Annotated in this window: 15 protein-coding genes and 2 pseudogenes; 16 read left to right on the top strand and 1 reads right to left on the bottom strand. The window is 62.1% G+C overall.

Translation table 11 applies throughout. From position 1 onward, the window contains the following. Positions 1-280: 280 nt before the first annotated feature. From V5F78_RS24255 to V5F78_RS24235, 5 genes are all read left to right on the top strand, one after another. A complete protein-coding gene (locus V5F78_RS24255; RefSeq protein ID WP_394015565.1) occupies positions 281-523 on the top strand; it encodes a hypothetical protein in 243 nt (80 codons plus the stop codon). Between the two features lie 72 nt (positions 524-595). After that, entirely contained in the window at positions 596-3,004 is a 2,409-nt protein-coding gene (locus V5F78_RS24250; RefSeq protein ID WP_394071850.1) for a heavy metal translocating P-type ATPase, read from the top strand. Positions 3,005-3,039: 35 nt separating this feature from the next. Beyond that, entirely contained in the window at positions 3,040-4,263 is a 1,224-nt protein-coding gene (locus V5F78_RS24245) for an MFS transporter (RefSeq protein ID WP_454919309.1), read from the top strand. Between the two features lie 195 nt (positions 4,264-4,458). Then, positions 4,459-5,229 (top strand): polyphosphate kinase 2, encoded by a 771-nt coding sequence (gene ppk2 / locus V5F78_RS24240; RefSeq protein WP_394015568.1) that lies wholly within the window; start codon positions 4,459-4,461, stop codon positions 5,227-5,229. Between the two features lie 210 nt (positions 5,230-5,439). Beyond that, a complete protein-coding gene (locus V5F78_RS24235) occupies positions 5,440-5,664 on the top strand; it encodes a hypothetical protein (protein ID WP_213375315.1) in 225 nt (74 codons plus the stop codon). 490 nt (positions 5,665-6,154) lie between these two features. Here V5F78_RS24235 and V5F78_RS24230 read toward each other — a convergent pair whose 3' ends face one another. Then, on the bottom strand, positions 6,155-7,012 hold the full coding sequence (locus V5F78_RS24230) for a zinc-binding dehydrogenase (protein ID WP_394071849.1): 858 nt from the start codon (positions 7,010-7,012) through the stop codon (positions 6,155-6,157). Here V5F78_RS24230 and V5F78_RS24225 point away from each other — a divergent pair. From V5F78_RS24225 to V5F78_RS24175, 11 genes and pseudogenes are all read left to right on the top strand, one after another. Beyond that, positions 6,926-7,120, top strand: a pseudogene (locus tag V5F78_RS24225) (YeeE/YedE family protein); the annotation flags it as partial. The gene V5F78_RS24230 and the pseudogene V5F78_RS24225 sit on opposite strands and share 87 nt — an antisense overlap. Continuing rightward, positions 7,117-7,533 (top strand): YeeE/YedE family protein, encoded by a 417-nt coding sequence (locus V5F78_RS24220; RefSeq protein ID WP_394015578.1) that lies wholly within the window; start codon positions 7,117-7,119, stop codon positions 7,531-7,533. The pseudogene V5F78_RS24225 and the gene V5F78_RS24220, both read left to right, overlap by 4 nt. After that, positions 7,530-8,306 carry a sulfite exporter TauE/SafE family protein gene (locus V5F78_RS24215; RefSeq protein WP_394015579.1) on the top strand — a complete coding sequence of 259 codons (777 nt, stop codon included), beginning with the start codon at positions 7,530-7,532 and terminating at the stop codon, positions 8,304-8,306. The genes V5F78_RS24220 and V5F78_RS24215 overlap by 4 nt, the downstream gene beginning before the upstream one ends. A gap of 232 nt (positions 8,307-8,538) precedes the next feature. Continuing rightward, positions 8,539-8,898 (top strand): hypothetical protein, encoded by a 360-nt coding sequence (locus V5F78_RS24210; RefSeq protein WP_394015580.1) that lies wholly within the window; start codon positions 8,539-8,541, stop codon positions 8,896-8,898. A gap of 270 nt (positions 8,899-9,168) precedes the next feature. After that, positions 9,169-10,482, top strand: coding sequence for a multicopper oxidase family protein (locus V5F78_RS24205; protein WP_394015651.1), 1,314 nt, complete (start codon positions 9,169-9,171; stop codon positions 10,480-10,482). 28 nt (positions 10,483-10,510) lie between these two features. Further along, positions 10,511-10,954, top strand: a complete 444-nt coding sequence (locus V5F78_RS24200; protein WP_394015581.1) for a DUF411 domain-containing protein — start codon at positions 10,511-10,513, stop codon at positions 10,952-10,954. Positions 10,955-10,970: 16 nt separating this feature from the next. Continuing rightward, positions 10,971-11,588: a DsbE family thiol:disulfide interchange protein gene (locus V5F78_RS24195; RefSeq protein ID WP_394015582.1), complete on the top strand. Its 618-nt coding sequence runs from the start codon at positions 10,971-10,973 to the stop codon at positions 11,586-11,588. Further along, on the top strand, positions 11,585-12,148 hold the full coding sequence (locus V5F78_RS24190; RefSeq protein ID WP_394015583.1) for a TlpA family protein disulfide reductase: 564 nt from the start codon (positions 11,585-11,587) through the stop codon (positions 12,146-12,148). Before V5F78_RS24195 ends, V5F78_RS24190 begins: the two co-directional genes overlap by 4 nt. Before the next feature lie 341 nt (positions 12,149-12,489). After that, positions 12,490-13,179, top strand: a complete 690-nt coding sequence (locus V5F78_RS24185; RefSeq protein ID WP_394015584.1) for an SCO family protein — start codon at positions 12,490-12,492, stop codon at positions 13,177-13,179. A gap of 95 nt (positions 13,180-13,274) precedes the next feature. After that, positions 13,275-13,439, top strand: a pseudogene (locus tag V5F78_RS24180) (SAM-dependent methyltransferase); the annotation flags it as partial. A gap of 97 nt (positions 13,440-13,536) precedes the next feature. Then, a complete protein-coding gene (locus V5F78_RS24175; RefSeq protein WP_394015585.1) occupies positions 13,537-14,217 on the top strand; it encodes a class I SAM-dependent methyltransferase in 681 nt (226 codons plus the stop codon). Positions 14,218-14,429 lie beyond the last annotated feature (212 nt).

Genomic DNA, 14,429 nt, shown 5'->3' with positions numbered 1-14,429 from the left:
GCGATTTCTGGATGCGCGATTGACCCCCTTCGGCGTATCGCAGCGATGCAATTCGAAATGCCGCCAAATGAGACAAGCGGAACACTGAGTCTGAAGGGGTCGTCAGCTCCGGGAGCGATGCGCGACCCAAGGATGCCGATCCTTAATCGAGATTAAAGATGGCTGACCGGGCCATCGCCTAAGTTTGAAAATCAGGAAATGAGAGTGCGGGTGCGGCATGGGGCGACAGCGCCCGCAATGGCGCTATCTATCGTCGTGCCCGCAAGCAGGAGTCACCGGAATGAGCACCACGTCTGCCGACCAGACCAAGACGACCTCCGAGCATTCGGTCCCAAATGCCTCTTCCTGCTGCGATGGCCATGCCGGCGCAGAGGCCGCGGAGAAAGCGAATGCTCTTGGCTCCTGCGGCAATTACGAAAATGCTGCGGCGCCCGACACGGTCGCGCCCGCTGGCGAACTGGACAAGTCAGTCTCCAGTGCTGGTCATCACCCGAAGAAGACCGGCTGCTGCGGCGGCAGTTGACAGCGCGATCCGTGAAAAAGGCGGGTGGTTCGTGGTGGGCATCCGCTCCGATTTCGACAGGAGACGCCGGTTGTGACGACCACAACAATTGACGTGGAGCAATTCTTCGATGTGCTCGATCCGCTCGTGGTCGAGAAGCGCCTGCGTCGATTGCCCGGTGTCACCTCCGCCGCCGTCAACTTCGCGTCCGGCACGGCTACGGTCGGCTTCGACGAGACACGTACCAGCCTGGAGACCATCCAGGCCGAGGTGATCGCCTGCGGCTTCCATTGCCGCGGCGAGGTGGTTCCGAGGCACCAATGCGTGCCAAACGAGACGACCGTGCCGCCGGCGCATCCGGCGGCGCCGCATCGTCATGGCGCCGGTCACGCGGGCCACGGGGCGCATCCTGCCTCTGGGACGCCGGGTAAGGCGATGCCGATCTCGCACGATGCCATGGCCCATGAGATGGGTCATGGCGCGGGAATGGACATGCAGGGCATGGTCCGGGACATGCGCAACCGGTTCTGGGTCGCGTTGATTTTCTCCGTGCCGATATTTCTGCTGCAGCCGATGGGCATGGATTTCCTGCGCATCGATCCGCCATTCGGCCTCGATCGCGAGATCCTCCTTTTCGTTCTCGCGAGCGCCGCGATCCTCTATCCGAGTTGGCCCTTCGTCGTCGCGGCGATCCGCGCGCTGCGCAACGGCGTGCTCAACATGGCGGTATTGGTGCTGCTCAGTGTCGGCACGGGCTACCTGTTCAGCGTCGGCTCGACCTTTTTCTTCAAAGGCCAGCAGTTCTACGAGGCTGTTGCCGTTCTGTTGGTGTTCATTCTGCTCGGACACTGGCTTGAGATGCGGGCACGAGCTGGCGCGTCGGAGGCAATCCGTCAGCTCATGGACCTCGCGCCGCCCAAGGCCACGGTGCTCAGGAGCGGTGCCGAGATCGAGATCCCGACCGCCGAGGTCCTACTGGGCGATACGGTCATTCTGCGTCCCGGCAACAAAATCCCTGTGGACGGCGAGGTTTTCGAAGGTCGCTCCGACGTCGATGAATCGATGTTGACGGGCGAGTCGATGCCGGTCTCGAAGAAGCCGGGCGACATGGTCATCGGAGCCACCATCAACAAGAGTGGCAGCTTGCGCTACAAGGCGACGAAGGTGGGTGCCGACACGGCCCTCGCCCAAATCGTCAAGCTCGTCCAGGAAGCGCAGAATTCCAAGGCGCCGGCGCAGCTTCTCGCCGATCGGGCCTCGCAATGGCTTGTGCTCGCGGCGATCCTGATCGGTCTCGTCACCTTCGCGGTCTGGTATTTCTGGATCGGTCAGACCCTCCTCTTCGCGCTGACGCTGACCATCACCGTCTTTGTCATCGCCTGTCCCGATGCGCTCGGGCTCGCCACGCCGATGGCGGTGATGGTGGGAACCGGGCTCGGCGCGATGAACGGCATCCTGTTCAAGAACGCGTCCGCGCTGGAGGATGCGACCAAGCTCGACGTCATCGTTTTCGACAAGACCGGCACGCTGACCATGGGTCAGCCGCGCGTGGTCGACGTGATCGCGGCAGGCCAGGCGTCGCCCGATGAGGTGCTGCGCATCGCGGCCGCGGTCGAGCACGGTTCGGATCATCCGCTCGCGCTGGCGATCATCGAGCGCGCTGAAGGGCTCACTGTGCCGGACGCGCAGTCCTTCCTCAATCTCGAGGGGAAAGGCGCCCGCGCCGAGATCGAGGGTCAGACGACGTTTCTCGGCAACCGTCGGCTCATGGACGAGGAAAAGATCGGCCTTGACGAACTCGCCGATGCGGCGGAGCAGTTGAAGGGCGCCGGCCGAACCGTGGTTCATGTCGCCCGTGGCGGCCGCCTTCTCGGCATCGTCGCGATCGCCGACGCACCGCGCCCGACCGCCCAGGCGACCGTAGCCAAGCTGCGCGAGCGTGGCGTCCAGGTCGCCATGCTGACCGGCGACAACGCCGGCACGGCGAAGCGAATCGCCGCAACTCTCGGCATTGATATGGTGCTGGCCGATGTACTGCCGGGCCAGAAGGCGGCGAAGATTCAGGAGCTGCAGGCACAAGGCCACAAGGTCGGGATGGTCGGCGACGGCGTCAACGACGCTCCGGCACTCACCCAGGCCGATGTGGGGTTCGCCATCGGTGCGGGGACGGACGTCGCCATCGAGAGCGCCGACGTCGTGCTGATGAAGAGCGATCCGTACGACATCGTCGGCGCCATCGAGCTCTCCCGCGCAACCCTGCGCAAGATGCACCAGAACCTGTGGTGGGCCGTGGCCTACAATGTCATCGCCTTCCCGCTCGCAGCGGGCGTGCTCTACCCAATGCTGCTGAGCCCCGAAATCGCCGCTCTCGCCATGTCGGGCAGCTCGGCTCTGGTGGCGATCAACGCCCTGATGCTCAAGCGCACACGGCTGGCCGGCATCACGCGCGACAGCAGAGTCCAAAGTGGTTCAACGGAAGCCGCAGTCGAGGCGGCGGCGTGATCGCGGCAAGTTCCTTCCAGCCATTGCGATGGTGGATGATGATCTCATTGCTTCTAGCAATGTTCACGATTACCGTGGGTTACGGGTTCCTTCTGCCGATACTTCCGCTTGCGATTCAACGGATAGCAGGAACGACGGATCCTACTGTCCTATCGCGGCATACCGGCATACTGACCGGAACCTACACCCTCGCGCTGTTTTTGTTCGCACCACTATGGGGCCGCCTTGCGGATCGGCATGGTAGCCGCCCCGTGCTGCTCGCGGGACTGATGGGGTTCTCCTTGACCCTGGCACTGTTTGCGCTCGCCGATGGCCTCCCTCTGCTCTATCTCGGCCGCTTCCTGAACGGGTTGTTCGCGGCTTCCATTGTGCCCGCAGCCTATGCCCTTGTCGGCGACTATGCTCGGACCAAGGAATGGCGCGCGCGCCGCTTTGCTCTGCTCAACATTGCCGGTGCCATCGGCTTCCTGGTCGGGCCGATGCTGGGAAGCTTCACCGTGGTTGTCGCCCGCGAACTCCTTCCAGGCTCGGGCGAGGCTGCAATTTCCCTTTCACCCTATTTAACGACATCGGGCTTTTCGCTTCTGGTGGCGCTGGCAGTATGGTTCTTTGTGCCTGACGCCATGGAGCGCGGCGTAAATCAGGAGGGAGTTGCAAGTGGGCCTGAGGGCCGTGCCGCCCTTCCACGCCTCCTTGTCATTTCGTTCGTAACCGCCGCGGCTGTGGGTGCCTTCGAAGTCGGCCTGTCGCTTCGCGGAATGCAAGTTCTCGACATGAGTACCTACCAGATCGGGCTCATGTTCAGTGTGTGCAGCCTCGTCATGTTGGTCGCTCAAACGATCATCTTCTCGCCGCTCGTCAAGCCGCAGACCACACGCTGGTTCCTCACGCCCGCCCTTGTTGTCTTGGCAGTGAGCGTCGCCGCCGTGCCATTCGCCGCAGCGACCGTGCCTACGGCCATCGTCGTAGCCGCGATCGCGGCCAGCGCTGGTATCCTCTCCCCCATCGCGACGTACTGGATTTCGCTCAGTGCGGGGGAAAGGCAAGGAGCGGAATTGGGTCGGCAGACTGCGGCCGCAAGTCTCGGCCAAGCGGCAGGATCGGCCGCTGGCGGTCTGCTGTTTGGGGTTTCCTTCGTGCCAAACGCGCCCTTCACGCTAACGGCCCTCGTGGTGCTGGGAGGCGTCGTCGGAAGTCTTGGTATCCCGGGCCTCCTGGCACGGGTTAACTCTCCCGCCGCTCTTGAAACGGCGCACTGATGGATTTCGGCGCCTTTAGATCGCGATTCAGCGAGAGAATGGGAGTTACGAATTGGCAAGCCGAAGATATCCGACTGAGTAGGATCGGCCCCCGGTGAACGCCTGTCTAGGTTGGCAGGCGGCTGCGCTTTCGTACCGTTGAATTGCAACCGACGATACTTCGGAATGCAACAAACTTCATGACAGGAATTCCAGATGGGCAAGAAAGAAAAACACGAAGCCACCAGACAAGCACTTCACGAACTCCAGGTGGAGCTGGCGGGCCTTCAGAAGCACCTCATCAAATCCAGCAAGAAGGTTCTCGTGATCTTCGAAGGACGGGACGCCTCCGGCAAGGATGGAACGATCAAGCGAATCGTTGAGCATCTCAGCCCGCGCGAGACGCGGGTGGTCGCACTGGGCAAACCGTCCGACCGAGACCAGAAGTCTTGGTATTTCCAACGTTGGGTGCCGCATCTGCCGGCAGGCGGGGAGATCGTGCTGTTCAACCGCAGTTGGTACAATCGCGCCGGGGTCGAGCGGGTAATGGGCTTCTGCAGCAACGAGGAATATGACGAGTTCCTCATGACGGCCCCGCTGTTCGAGCAGCTGCTCGCCCATTGTGGCGTCACCATCCTCAAATACTATTTGGATATCTCGCGAACCGAACAGAAGCGCCGGCTGAAGGATCGCCGCGACGATCCGCTCAAGCAGTGGAAGCTGAGCCCGATCGACGATACAGCGACAAAGCACTGGGACGATTATAGTGTAGCCCGGAACGAGATGCTGGCCCGTACGCACACGCCATTTGCGCCCTGGACCGTCGTGCGCGCGGACGACAAGTCAGAGGCACGGCTTAATGTCATCCGAGATTTCCTGACGCGCTTCGACTTCGACGGTAAGGACCGCGCTCGCGACCTCCCCGACCCCAATCTCGTATTCTTGTACGACAAGGCGGCGGTTACGAACGGCCTTATCTCGGAGTAATTAGTCCAGCATAGAACTTGCCATCTTACGATGAAATCGTCGCACGTTAGGTCGGCATGGCTGCTGAGACATGTCAATTGGTGGTGTTGACACGAGAAGTATCTGGCTTTGCGTGTTGCCGCGACGAGCCTGGACGGAGGGCTCGCCCCTTCGCAGATTCTTGTATCTCAGGTTGTGAATTCACGCAGCAAAAGTGCTAAGGACATTCTAATGATGGACCAACCCTATATGATGATTGGCTATTGGTCGGCTTGGCACTGGATCGCTTTCGTCTTGTTTGTCACGCTGCTGCTTTACCCCGTCGGACGCATTCTCGCTCGAATTGGATTCTCGCCACTTTGGTCGATCGTTGCGCTCGTGCCTCTGGCCAACTTGGTGGGTCTCTGGATTGTTGCGTTGCAGGAATGGCCGCGGGATAGGTCTGGATCGCGCTGACGCGCGACCCCTGTCGCTCAAAAGGCCTTGGGGGCCCGAATGCCGCTTGGCGGGAAGTCGAGTTCGGCACTCCGGCGTTTGCCAGGCAGTCCGGTCCTTCGAGTGACGATGTATTGGTTGAGGTAAGTGTGCCGCTGCGACGGAATTGACTGAGATCAAACGCCAGTCACATCGGTGTCGTAGCATGCAAGCCCTGCCGAGAGATTGGAGAGGACGGATGAAACAGTCGGTTCGGCCCTTCGTGGTTGAGATCAAGCGGAACCGGAAATTCTCCGCGAAAATTGAAGCTGGGCTCCACAACTCTTCGAACGGTAAGGGTGACCACCGATATCAGGGCGAAGATGGTGTCGTGTCACCCCGGGGATCGAAGGGTGAAGAACTGCTTTCCTCCCGAGACATCTTGAGGCTTCCGAATGTTTTAGAAAAGCGCTTGGTTAAGGACCAGTAGTTCGTCGCAGCAGTGTATCGGCAACGAGTGGCGCTTCAGGCGCTACGGAGTAATGGCAACCTTCAACACCCCGTCACGCTGATGGGAGAAGAGGTCATAGGCATTCTCGATGTCGTCGAGCTTGTAGCGGTGGGTGATCAGCGGCGTCAGATCGACCCTTCCGGAAGCGATCACGTCCATGAGCCGCCGCATCCGCTCCTTGCCACCCGGACACAGCGCCGTGACGATCTTGTGATCACCTAGCCCAGCAACGAAGGCCCCAAGCGGGATCCGAAGGTCGGTCGAGTAGACGCCAAGGCTCGACAGCGTGCCGCCCGGCCGCAGCACGCGCAGCGCAGCCTCGAAGGTTGCCTGCGTCCCGAGGGCCTCGATCGCAACATCAACCCCGCGCCCGTCCGTGATCCTCATGATCTCCTCGACAGGGTCAGCTTTCTTGAAATCGATGATGAAGTCCGCGCCGAGCATGCGCGACACGGCCATTCGTTCGGCGATCGCATCGACGGCGATGATCATCGTGGCGCCTCTCAATTTGGCGCCGGCGGTGGCACAAAGGCCGATCGGCCCTTGAGCGAAAACCACGACGCTATCGCCGATGCGAATGTCTCCGTTCTCCGCGCCGACGAAGCCTGTAGACATGATGTCCGGGCACATCAGAACCTGTTCGTCGGTCAAGCCTTCGGGTACGAGACTCAAATTGACCATGGCATCAGGAACGCACACGAACTCGGCCTGACAGCCATCGATCGTGTTGCCGAATTTCCAACCGCCCGCCGGCTTCCACCCGTGCTTGGTGCCTGCCCCGTCCTGCGAGTGATAACCGCCTCGATGCCGACCATCGTGATCGCTGGGCTGCTTGTCGGCTTCGGTACGCGTATGGGATCCGGCTGCACCAGCGGCCACGGCGTCCTTGGCCTTGCAGGCTTCTCACGCCGATCAATGGCAGCGGTCGCCGCCTTCCTTTTGGCCGGGATCCTTACGGTCACATCGATGCGGATGGCGGGGCTATGACGAATCGCATTTCGCAAGGCGCAGTTGCGCTCGGCACCGGGGCAGTCTTTGGCATTGGCCTCTCATTATCGGGGATGCTCGATCCAGCTCGCGTGCAGGGCTTCCTAGATGTGTTCGGAGCCTGGGATCCCAGCCTTGCCTTCGTACTTGGTGGCGCGATCGCCGTCGCCATGATCGGGATGACGATCAAGCGCCGCATGGCGCGTCCGATGCTGGATACGGTCTTTCATCTTCCGATCGCGACGAAGATCGACGCGCGCCTGGTCATTGGCTCCGCGATCTTCGGGGTCGGCTGGGGCCTGGCGGGTCTTTGCCCCGGCCCGGCGCTGTCAGCCCTGTCACTCGGCCTCATGCCGGTCGTAGCCTTCGTCGTTGCCATGGTGATCGGCATGGTCGTTCATGAATCGGCGTGAGCGAGGCCGTGTTTCTTGCCCTTGGTACGGGCGCGCTGATCGGCTTCACCCTTGGCTTGATTGGCGGGGGTGGTTCGATCCTGGCAACACCGTTGCTGCTATATGTCGTCGGTGTCTCCAATCCACATGTGGCAATCGGGACGGGCGCGCTCGCCGTCTCAGTGAACGCCTATATCAATCTGATCGTCCACGCCCGAAATGGGCATATCTGGTGGCGCTGCGCGATCCTGTTCGCTTTGGTCGGGACGATCGGCGCCCTTGCCGGATCGACGCTCGGAAAGGCGATCGACGGCCAGCATTTGCTGTTCCTGTTCGGCCTACTGATGATGGTGGTCGGCGCTCTGATGCTTCGTCCGCGCAAGAACGAAGGTGGTAGTCCGCGTCGCGTCGATTGGCGCATGTGCACGGTGACGGGCATAGTTGCTCTGATTGCTGGCGGCGTCTCCGTTTTCTTCGGCATCGGCGGGGGCTTCCTGATCGTCCCTGGACTGATCCTTGCCACCGGAATGCCGACGATCTCGGCAATTGGTTCCTCTCTGTTGGCGGTTGGCACCTTCGGCTTGGCGACGGCGATCAACTATGCAGCGACCGGCTTGGTGGATTGGACGATTGCGACCGAGTTCATCGTGGGCGGAATTGCCGGCGGTGCGATTGGAACGTTTGCCTCGACGTATCTTGCGTCTCGCAAGGATCTGCTCAATCGGATTTTCGCCGGGCTGATCTTCGTCGTTGCTGCCTATGTGATATACCGCAGTTCGGGGTCCGTGGGATGATACAGGGAGCACCGAACGAATTCCTTGGCGAAAGCTCGGATGATGATGGGTGGAGGGATGATGTGGGGCATGAGCCTCATTGGAATCATCGGCATCGCCGTGTTGGTGCTCGCTAGATACTGTTCTTACGGTGTCCACTGCACCAGGGGCCGCAACCCGTCCGGCGTCCCATCGTCGCATTCTATGAGTCTGGCTTGTTTTCGGCACAGTTTGGGGCGATGCTAAGACTGCCATGAAACTTTGGTCGGCCCGACAGCTCGTTGCCCTATTCCTCGCGGTCTTTGTCACCGTGGGGACGAGCCTGTCCGCCGCCCAGGCCAGCGACATGACCGTGAAGATGGCAATGGCATTCGACATGGGCGGTTCCGGGCACGACCCCTGTCAGGGCTGCCCAGCGGGCGGCGGCGACGATGGCATGAAGGCCATCTCCTGCGCGGCCATCTGCGTAGCACCCATGCTGGCGGTGCTCCCGCTAGCCGAGCCGGTGATGCTGGTCCACAAGACCGTGTCATTCATGGCGCGATACCCGCTGCTTAACGGCAAGGCATCGCCGCCCGAACCATACCCTCCGAGACCCATCGAGATCGGTTGACGCTGCGGCTCTCGCGTTCAGGCGATGAGCCGAGTGAACGAGCGCGTCCGCGCGTCTTCTGCCGCGCGCATTGAGCCCATCGGATGTCATCAGCAATCGAAGGCCGACGCGTTCCGTCATCGACGATGAACGGAGGGGTCGAACGTGAGTATCGAATTCAGTTATCCCGTGTCGCGTCGAAGCTTGCTCGGGGCCGGCGCCGGTCTTCTATTGACCACAGCGTTACGGTCGTTGCCGGCGAGGGCCGCAGTGCCTGTCGATCATCGCATCATGGCGGCGCCAACCCGCGCGCGTCTTGCCGGCGAAGGCCACCCGGAAACCGATGTCTGGGCCTATAACAACACCGTGCCGGGTCCGATTGTGCGCCTGCGGCAGGGAGAGCCGGCGCGGATCATCGTCGAGAACCATCTCGACCAGGACACCACTGTCCACTGGCACGGCATAAGGCTGCCGAATGCCATGGATGGCGTGCCCGGTCTGACGCAGCCGCCGATCAAACCTGGCGAGAGCTTTACATACGAGTTCACGCCACCCGATGCGGGGACTTTCTGGTATCACCCGCACGCTAACAGCTTGGAGCAGCTCGGCCGTGGGCTCGCCGGGGCAATCATCGTCGAAGAGCGCGAGACCGTCCCGGTCGACCGCGATCTTCTCTGGCTCCTGGCCGACTGGCGGCTGACCTCGGGGGGTGAGATCGCCTCAGGATTTGGCAACCGGATGGAAGCGGCTATGTCCGGCCGGGTCGGCAATACGGTCACACTGAGTGGTCAGGTTTCGGAGGAGGAGCCGATCCGGGCCGGCGAGCGCATTCGCCTCCGCCTCGTCAATGGTTCGCTCGCTCGCGTCATGGCCCTGCGCTTCGAGGGGCACCGGCCAGTGATCGTGGCGATCGACGGTCAGCCCTGCGACCCGCACGAGCCCGAGGGCGGCCGGATCTTGCTCGGCCCTGCCATGCGTATCGACGTCGCGCTCGACATGCAGGGCGAGCCGGGGCGCCGCTACCGCGTCATCGACGATTTCTACGACGGCTTGTCCTACTGGGTGACGCAGCTCGCCTACGGAGAGAAGCCGCCCATTCGCGAGCATCCCCCTGACGCGCCGCTCAGCCTTCTACGCAATCCCCTAGCGGAGCCCGATCTCGCCAATGCGGATCGCCACGAGCTGACGCTCCAGGGCGGCATGATGGGGGGCGGCGCCATGACCGGCATGGGCGGGATGATGGGTGGGATGATGGGCATGGGCGGCGGTGCCGCCTGGGCCATCAACGGCATGTCGATGACCGGCGACGGCCATGCCGGCATGGAGCCCGCCCTCACATTCCAGCGCGGGCACAGCGTCGTGCTGGTTCTGCGCAACGAAACCGCTTGGTGGCACCCGATGCACTTTCACGGCCACAGCTTTCGGGTGCTCAGCCGGAACGGCGTTCGGGTGCCGCACCGGCAATGGCAGGACACGGTCCTGATGGCGCCGAGGGATGCCGTCGAGGTCGCCTTTGTCGCCGACAATCCGGGCGACTGGATGCTGCATTGCCACGTCATCGACCACCAGATGGCCGGCATGATGACCGTGCTGCGCGTGGCCTGAATTCGAACCAGACGAAGGGAACCCACCCATGCAACGACGAACTTTTCTGCTCGGAAGCGCCGCCATTCTACTGCTGCCGATGCCGTCGATCGCGGACACCGGCATTCGGGCAACTCTCTACAAGAACCCCCAATGTAGCTGTTGCGAGGGATACGCGGACTATCTGCGCCAGAACGGTTTTCAGGTGGACGTGAAGCCGACCAATGACCTCGCGGAGATCAGCCGCAAGGCCGGGGTGCCGACGGAGCTCGAAGGCTGCCATACGATGTTCGTCGACGGCTACGTGATCGACGGCCATGTTCCGGTGAACATTGTTCGCAGGCTGCTCACCCAGAAGCCGGCGATCGACGGCATCACGCTGCCGGGAATGCCGATGGGCTCGCCGGGGATGGTGGGCACAAAGACCGAGAAGTTCGTGATCTATGCCGTGACTAAGGACGGCAAGGCTCCGACCGTCTACGCGACGGAATGACTGGGAGGTCGCTTCGATGACTGGCAGCACTACCACGGAGCATGCAACCACAGCCGTGGAGCAGCCGGCCGCAGCTATCACGCGGCGTCGGCTGCTCTATTTTGCGCCGGTCGTCGGTTTCGGCGGCCTCGCCGCCGTGGTCGCCTCGCGGCTCGGCAGCGATCCCAGCCAGCTTCCGTCGGCCCTGATCGGCAAACCCGTGCCGGCCTTCAGCCTCCCGCCCGTCCAAGGCCGCACGATCGGCCTGTCGACCGGTGATCTCCGAGGCCAGGTCTCGCTCGTCAATGTCTTCGCGTCTTGGTGCGTCGCCTGCCGGGCTGAGCACCCGCTCTTCCTGCGCCTTGCGCAGGACCGGACGGTGCCGATCCACGGGCTCAACTTCAAGGACCGCCCCGAAGATGCGGCCGAGTGGCTGGATAGGTTTGGCGACCCCTACATCCGCACCGGTGCCGACCGGGACGGTCGCGTCGCGATCGACTGGGGTGTCTACGGCGTGCCGGAGACCTTCGTGGTCGGCGCCGACGGACGTATCGCCCACAAGCAGATTGGTCCGGTCACTGAGCAGGCTTTGACTGAGACGATCCTTCCGCTCGTCGATCGTCTGCGCCAGCAGGCGAAGGGGGGCACGTCATGAGACGGCCCGTCCTCGCCATTGTCGCGATTTTCGCAATGGCGGGGCCGGTGCTCGCCGGTCCGCCCCAGAATTTCGTGTTGCGCGATGTGCCGGCCCCCGTGCCGGAGCTCCGGTTCACGGACGGCGAAGGCAACCCTCAGACGCTCGCCGACTTCCGCGGCAAAGTGGTGCTCCTTAATCTCTGGGCGACCTGGTGTTCGCCCTGCCGGAAGGAGATGCCGACGCTCGACCGGCTGCAGGCGACACTCGGCGGGCCAGATTTCGAGGTGCTCGCCTTGTCGATCGACCGCGGCGGGATCGAGGTTGTGAAGAAATTTTACGCCGACATCGGCATCCAGCACCTTGCCATCCACATCGATCCTTCTAGCAAGGCTGGCTTCGCCCTTGCGACGGCTGGCCTACCGACGACGCTGCTTATCGACGCGCAAGGCCAGGAACTCGGGCGGCTGATCGGTCCAGCCGAATGGGACGCGCCGGACATGGCCGCATTCTTCAAATCGATCATCGACCGCCAAGAAAAGCATCCGTCTGCCCCACAACGAAGTGATCAACCGTTATGACCAGTATTGATGCCACTGACATGCCGACCGATCCCGAGTCTCAGTCGCGTCTAGGCGGGTTAAAACGTTTGCTGCGGGGCCGGCATGGACTCATTCTGCTCGGTGTCCTGGTGCTCGGTATCGGCGGGGCGTTCAATTGGAGCGGGCTCGTCGCAATCGGTGCCGCTCCGCTGCTGCTGAGCGCGCTTCCTTGCGTCGCGATGTGCGCGCTCGGTCTTTGTACGAGCCGGGTGAATGGTTCGTCTAAGGGGACCGGAGGAGCGCAAACGCCCGATGGCCAGGGCAAGGCTAGCAGTTCCTGCGGTGCGCACGCCACGGGCGTCCCTCCAAGGTGAATCGCCATGCGTCTCCTGCATTTCTCAGTGCTCATAATCGCCTTGTTGATGGCGAGCGTTGCGCCGGTCCTGGCCCACTCCCTTGAAGAGGTCGATCAGGATCTGCGCGACAAAGACAAATACTTCCAGTCGGTCGACAGCGAGGCGCCAGGATTCATCTTGCAGGATGCCGATGGTCGCGTCGTCAGCCTCGCCAGCCTGCGCCGCAAGGTCGTAGTGTTGAATTTCATTTACGCGAATTGCCCGGACGTGTGCCCGCTCCACGCCGAGCGGATGGCCGAGCTCCAGACGATGATCAACCAGACGCCGATGAAGGCAATGGTCGAGTTTGTTACCATCACGACGGATCCGAAGCGTGACACCGGCGAGGTCCTGCGCGGTTACGGCAATGCCCACGGCCTCGATCCTATTAATTGGATGTTCCTGACGGCCGCCCCCGATCAGCCCGAGGACAGTACGCGCAAGATCGCCGAGGCCTACGGTCTCAAGTTCACGCAAGGCGATGACGGCATGCAGATGCACGGCATCGTCACTCATGTCATCGACCAGGATGGTCGGCTTCGTGCCCGCTTCCATGGCCTGAAGTTCGAGCCGGTCAATCTGGTGATCTTTGTCAACGCGCTCACAAACCGGGCGCAAAAACCTCACGGACATCCGAGTTCAGGCTTCTGGGATAAGCTGAAAGGACTGTTTTGATGCCCACGAGCGCAAGTTTTGCAACGAAAAGCGACGGGCGGAATCACTGATGCGGCGGAGGCTGCGAGCATCAGCACGGCTTAGGAAGCGGCGTGATGAGCCTTTACAACGACGTCATACTGCAGAGGCTTTGTGATCTCGCGATGCGTAACCAGCGGCTGCGACCTTATCGCGAGCGGGTGATCGGCGCGGCGGAAGGCAGGGTGCTCGAGGTTGGTGTCGGCTCGGGGCTTAACCTGCCTTTCTATCTTCCGGCCGTGTGAAATCCTGGCGCTCAAGGGCCGATGCCCCGCAACCAAATCGCTTGATCCTGTAGCGACTACAGGAAGTAGCATCCTTACGCTGAGGAGAGATGCGATGACGTCGAGCCGTTCTGAAAGCGAAGTTGCACCATTTACGCCTGCGGCGGGCTTCCATTGGCTGACGCCATTCTATGATTTCGGCGTCGCGGTCTTGACCCGAGAGAGCCACTGGCGGAACCGCTTGGTGGCGCAGGTGGGACCGTCGCCGGACGACGTGATCGCCGATCTTGGATGTGGCACAGGATCGCTGCTCGTGAAGCTGGGGACGGCTGCCCGAGGGGTGAAGCTGGTCGGCATCGATCCGGATCCGACCGTGTTGGATCGGGCGCGTGCGAAGACCGGGCGTGCGGGAGTTGCGGTGGATCTGGTTCAAGGATTCGCACGCGACGCCAGTTCATTGCTGCGCGGTCGGGCGGTGACGAAGATCGTGTCCAGCCTTGTATTCCACCAAGTCGCATTGTCGGAAAAGTCGGCGGCGCTCGGCGCTGCGTATGAGGCTCTGTCTCCAGGCGGCGAGCTCCATATCGCCGATTATGGCCTTCAACGCACAAAGCTGATGCGGAGGCTTTTCCGCGCCACCGTACAAAATCTCGACGGGACCGAGAATACCGAGCCACAGGCACGGGGCGTGTTGCCGGAGCTGATCCGTTCGGCCGGTTTTTCCGAGGTGGTCGAGCTCGAGGTTGTCTTTGCCTCGACCGGATCGATTTCCCTGATCCGAGCTTTGCGTCTGTAATTTCGCGCGCGTCAGGCCGGCCGGGTTGGCGGCCGCCTTGCTGGCCCTGGCCTTGATCAGATGACAAAGTTCTTGGCGGTCGCCACGCTATCGAACGGCGATCGGGTCACTTGTTGCGCTGTTTTTGATCGGAGTTTGGGCGTCAACGAGGGCGTGTCGTTCGGATTGTTCGCCAACGGTTCATCGGCATCGTCGTGCTGTCAGCGGTCTGG

It is taken from the genome of Roseixanthobacter glucoisosaccharinicivorans (genome assembly GCF_043195095.2).
In the GTDB taxonomy this organism is placed as follows: domain Bacteria; phylum Pseudomonadota; class Alphaproteobacteria; order Rhizobiales; family Xanthobacteraceae; genus NCEH01.
The sequence above is the reverse complement of the archived record's forward strand: the minus strand, read 5'-3'. Positions and strand labels throughout refer to the sequence as shown.

Excerpts from the sequence above, each read along its gene's own strand:
- V5F78_RS24235 (WP_213375315.1), top strand. The coding sequence starts at position 5,440 with ATGATGGACCAACCCTATATGATGATTGGCTATTGGTCGGCTTGGCAC.
- V5F78_RS24195 (WP_394015582.1), top strand. The coding sequence starts at position 10,971 with ATGACTGGCAGCACTACCACGGAGCATGCAACCACAGCCGTGGAGCAG.
- V5F78_RS24185 (WP_394015584.1), top strand. The coding sequence starts at position 12,490 with ATGCGTCTCCTGCATTTCTCAGTGCTCATAATCGCCTTGTTGATGGCG.
- ppk2 (WP_394015568.1), top strand. The coding sequence starts at position 4,459 with ATGGGCAAGAAAGAAAAACACGAAGCCACCAGACAAGCACTTCACGAA.
- V5F78_RS24220 (WP_394015578.1), top strand. The coding sequence starts at position 7,117 with ATGACGAATCGCATTTCGCAAGGCGCAGTTGCGCTCGGCACCGGGGCA.
- V5F78_RS24210 (WP_394015580.1), top strand. The coding sequence starts at position 8,539 with ATGAAACTTTGGTCGGCCCGACAGCTCGTTGCCCTATTCCTCGCGGTC.
- V5F78_RS24255 (WP_394015565.1), top strand. The coding sequence starts at position 281 with ATGAGCACCACGTCTGCCGACCAGACCAAGACGACCTCCGAGCATTCG.
- V5F78_RS24175 (WP_394015585.1), top strand. The coding sequence starts at position 13,537 with ATGACGTCGAGCCGTTCTGAAAGCGAAGTTGCACCATTTACGCCTGCG.
- V5F78_RS24205 (WP_394015651.1), top strand. The coding sequence starts at position 9,169 with ATGGCGGCGCCAACCCGCGCGCGTCTTGCCGGCGAAGGCCACCCGGAA.
- V5F78_RS24190 (WP_394015583.1), top strand. The coding sequence starts at position 11,585 with ATGAGACGGCCCGTCCTCGCCATTGTCGCGATTTTCGCAATGGCGGGG.
- V5F78_RS24200 (WP_394015581.1), top strand. The coding sequence starts at position 10,511 with ATGCAACGACGAACTTTTCTGCTCGGAAGCGCCGCCATTCTACTGCTG.
- V5F78_RS24245 (WP_454919309.1), top strand. The coding sequence starts at position 3,040 with ATGATGATCTCATTGCTTCTAGCAATGTTCACGATTACCGTGGGTTAC.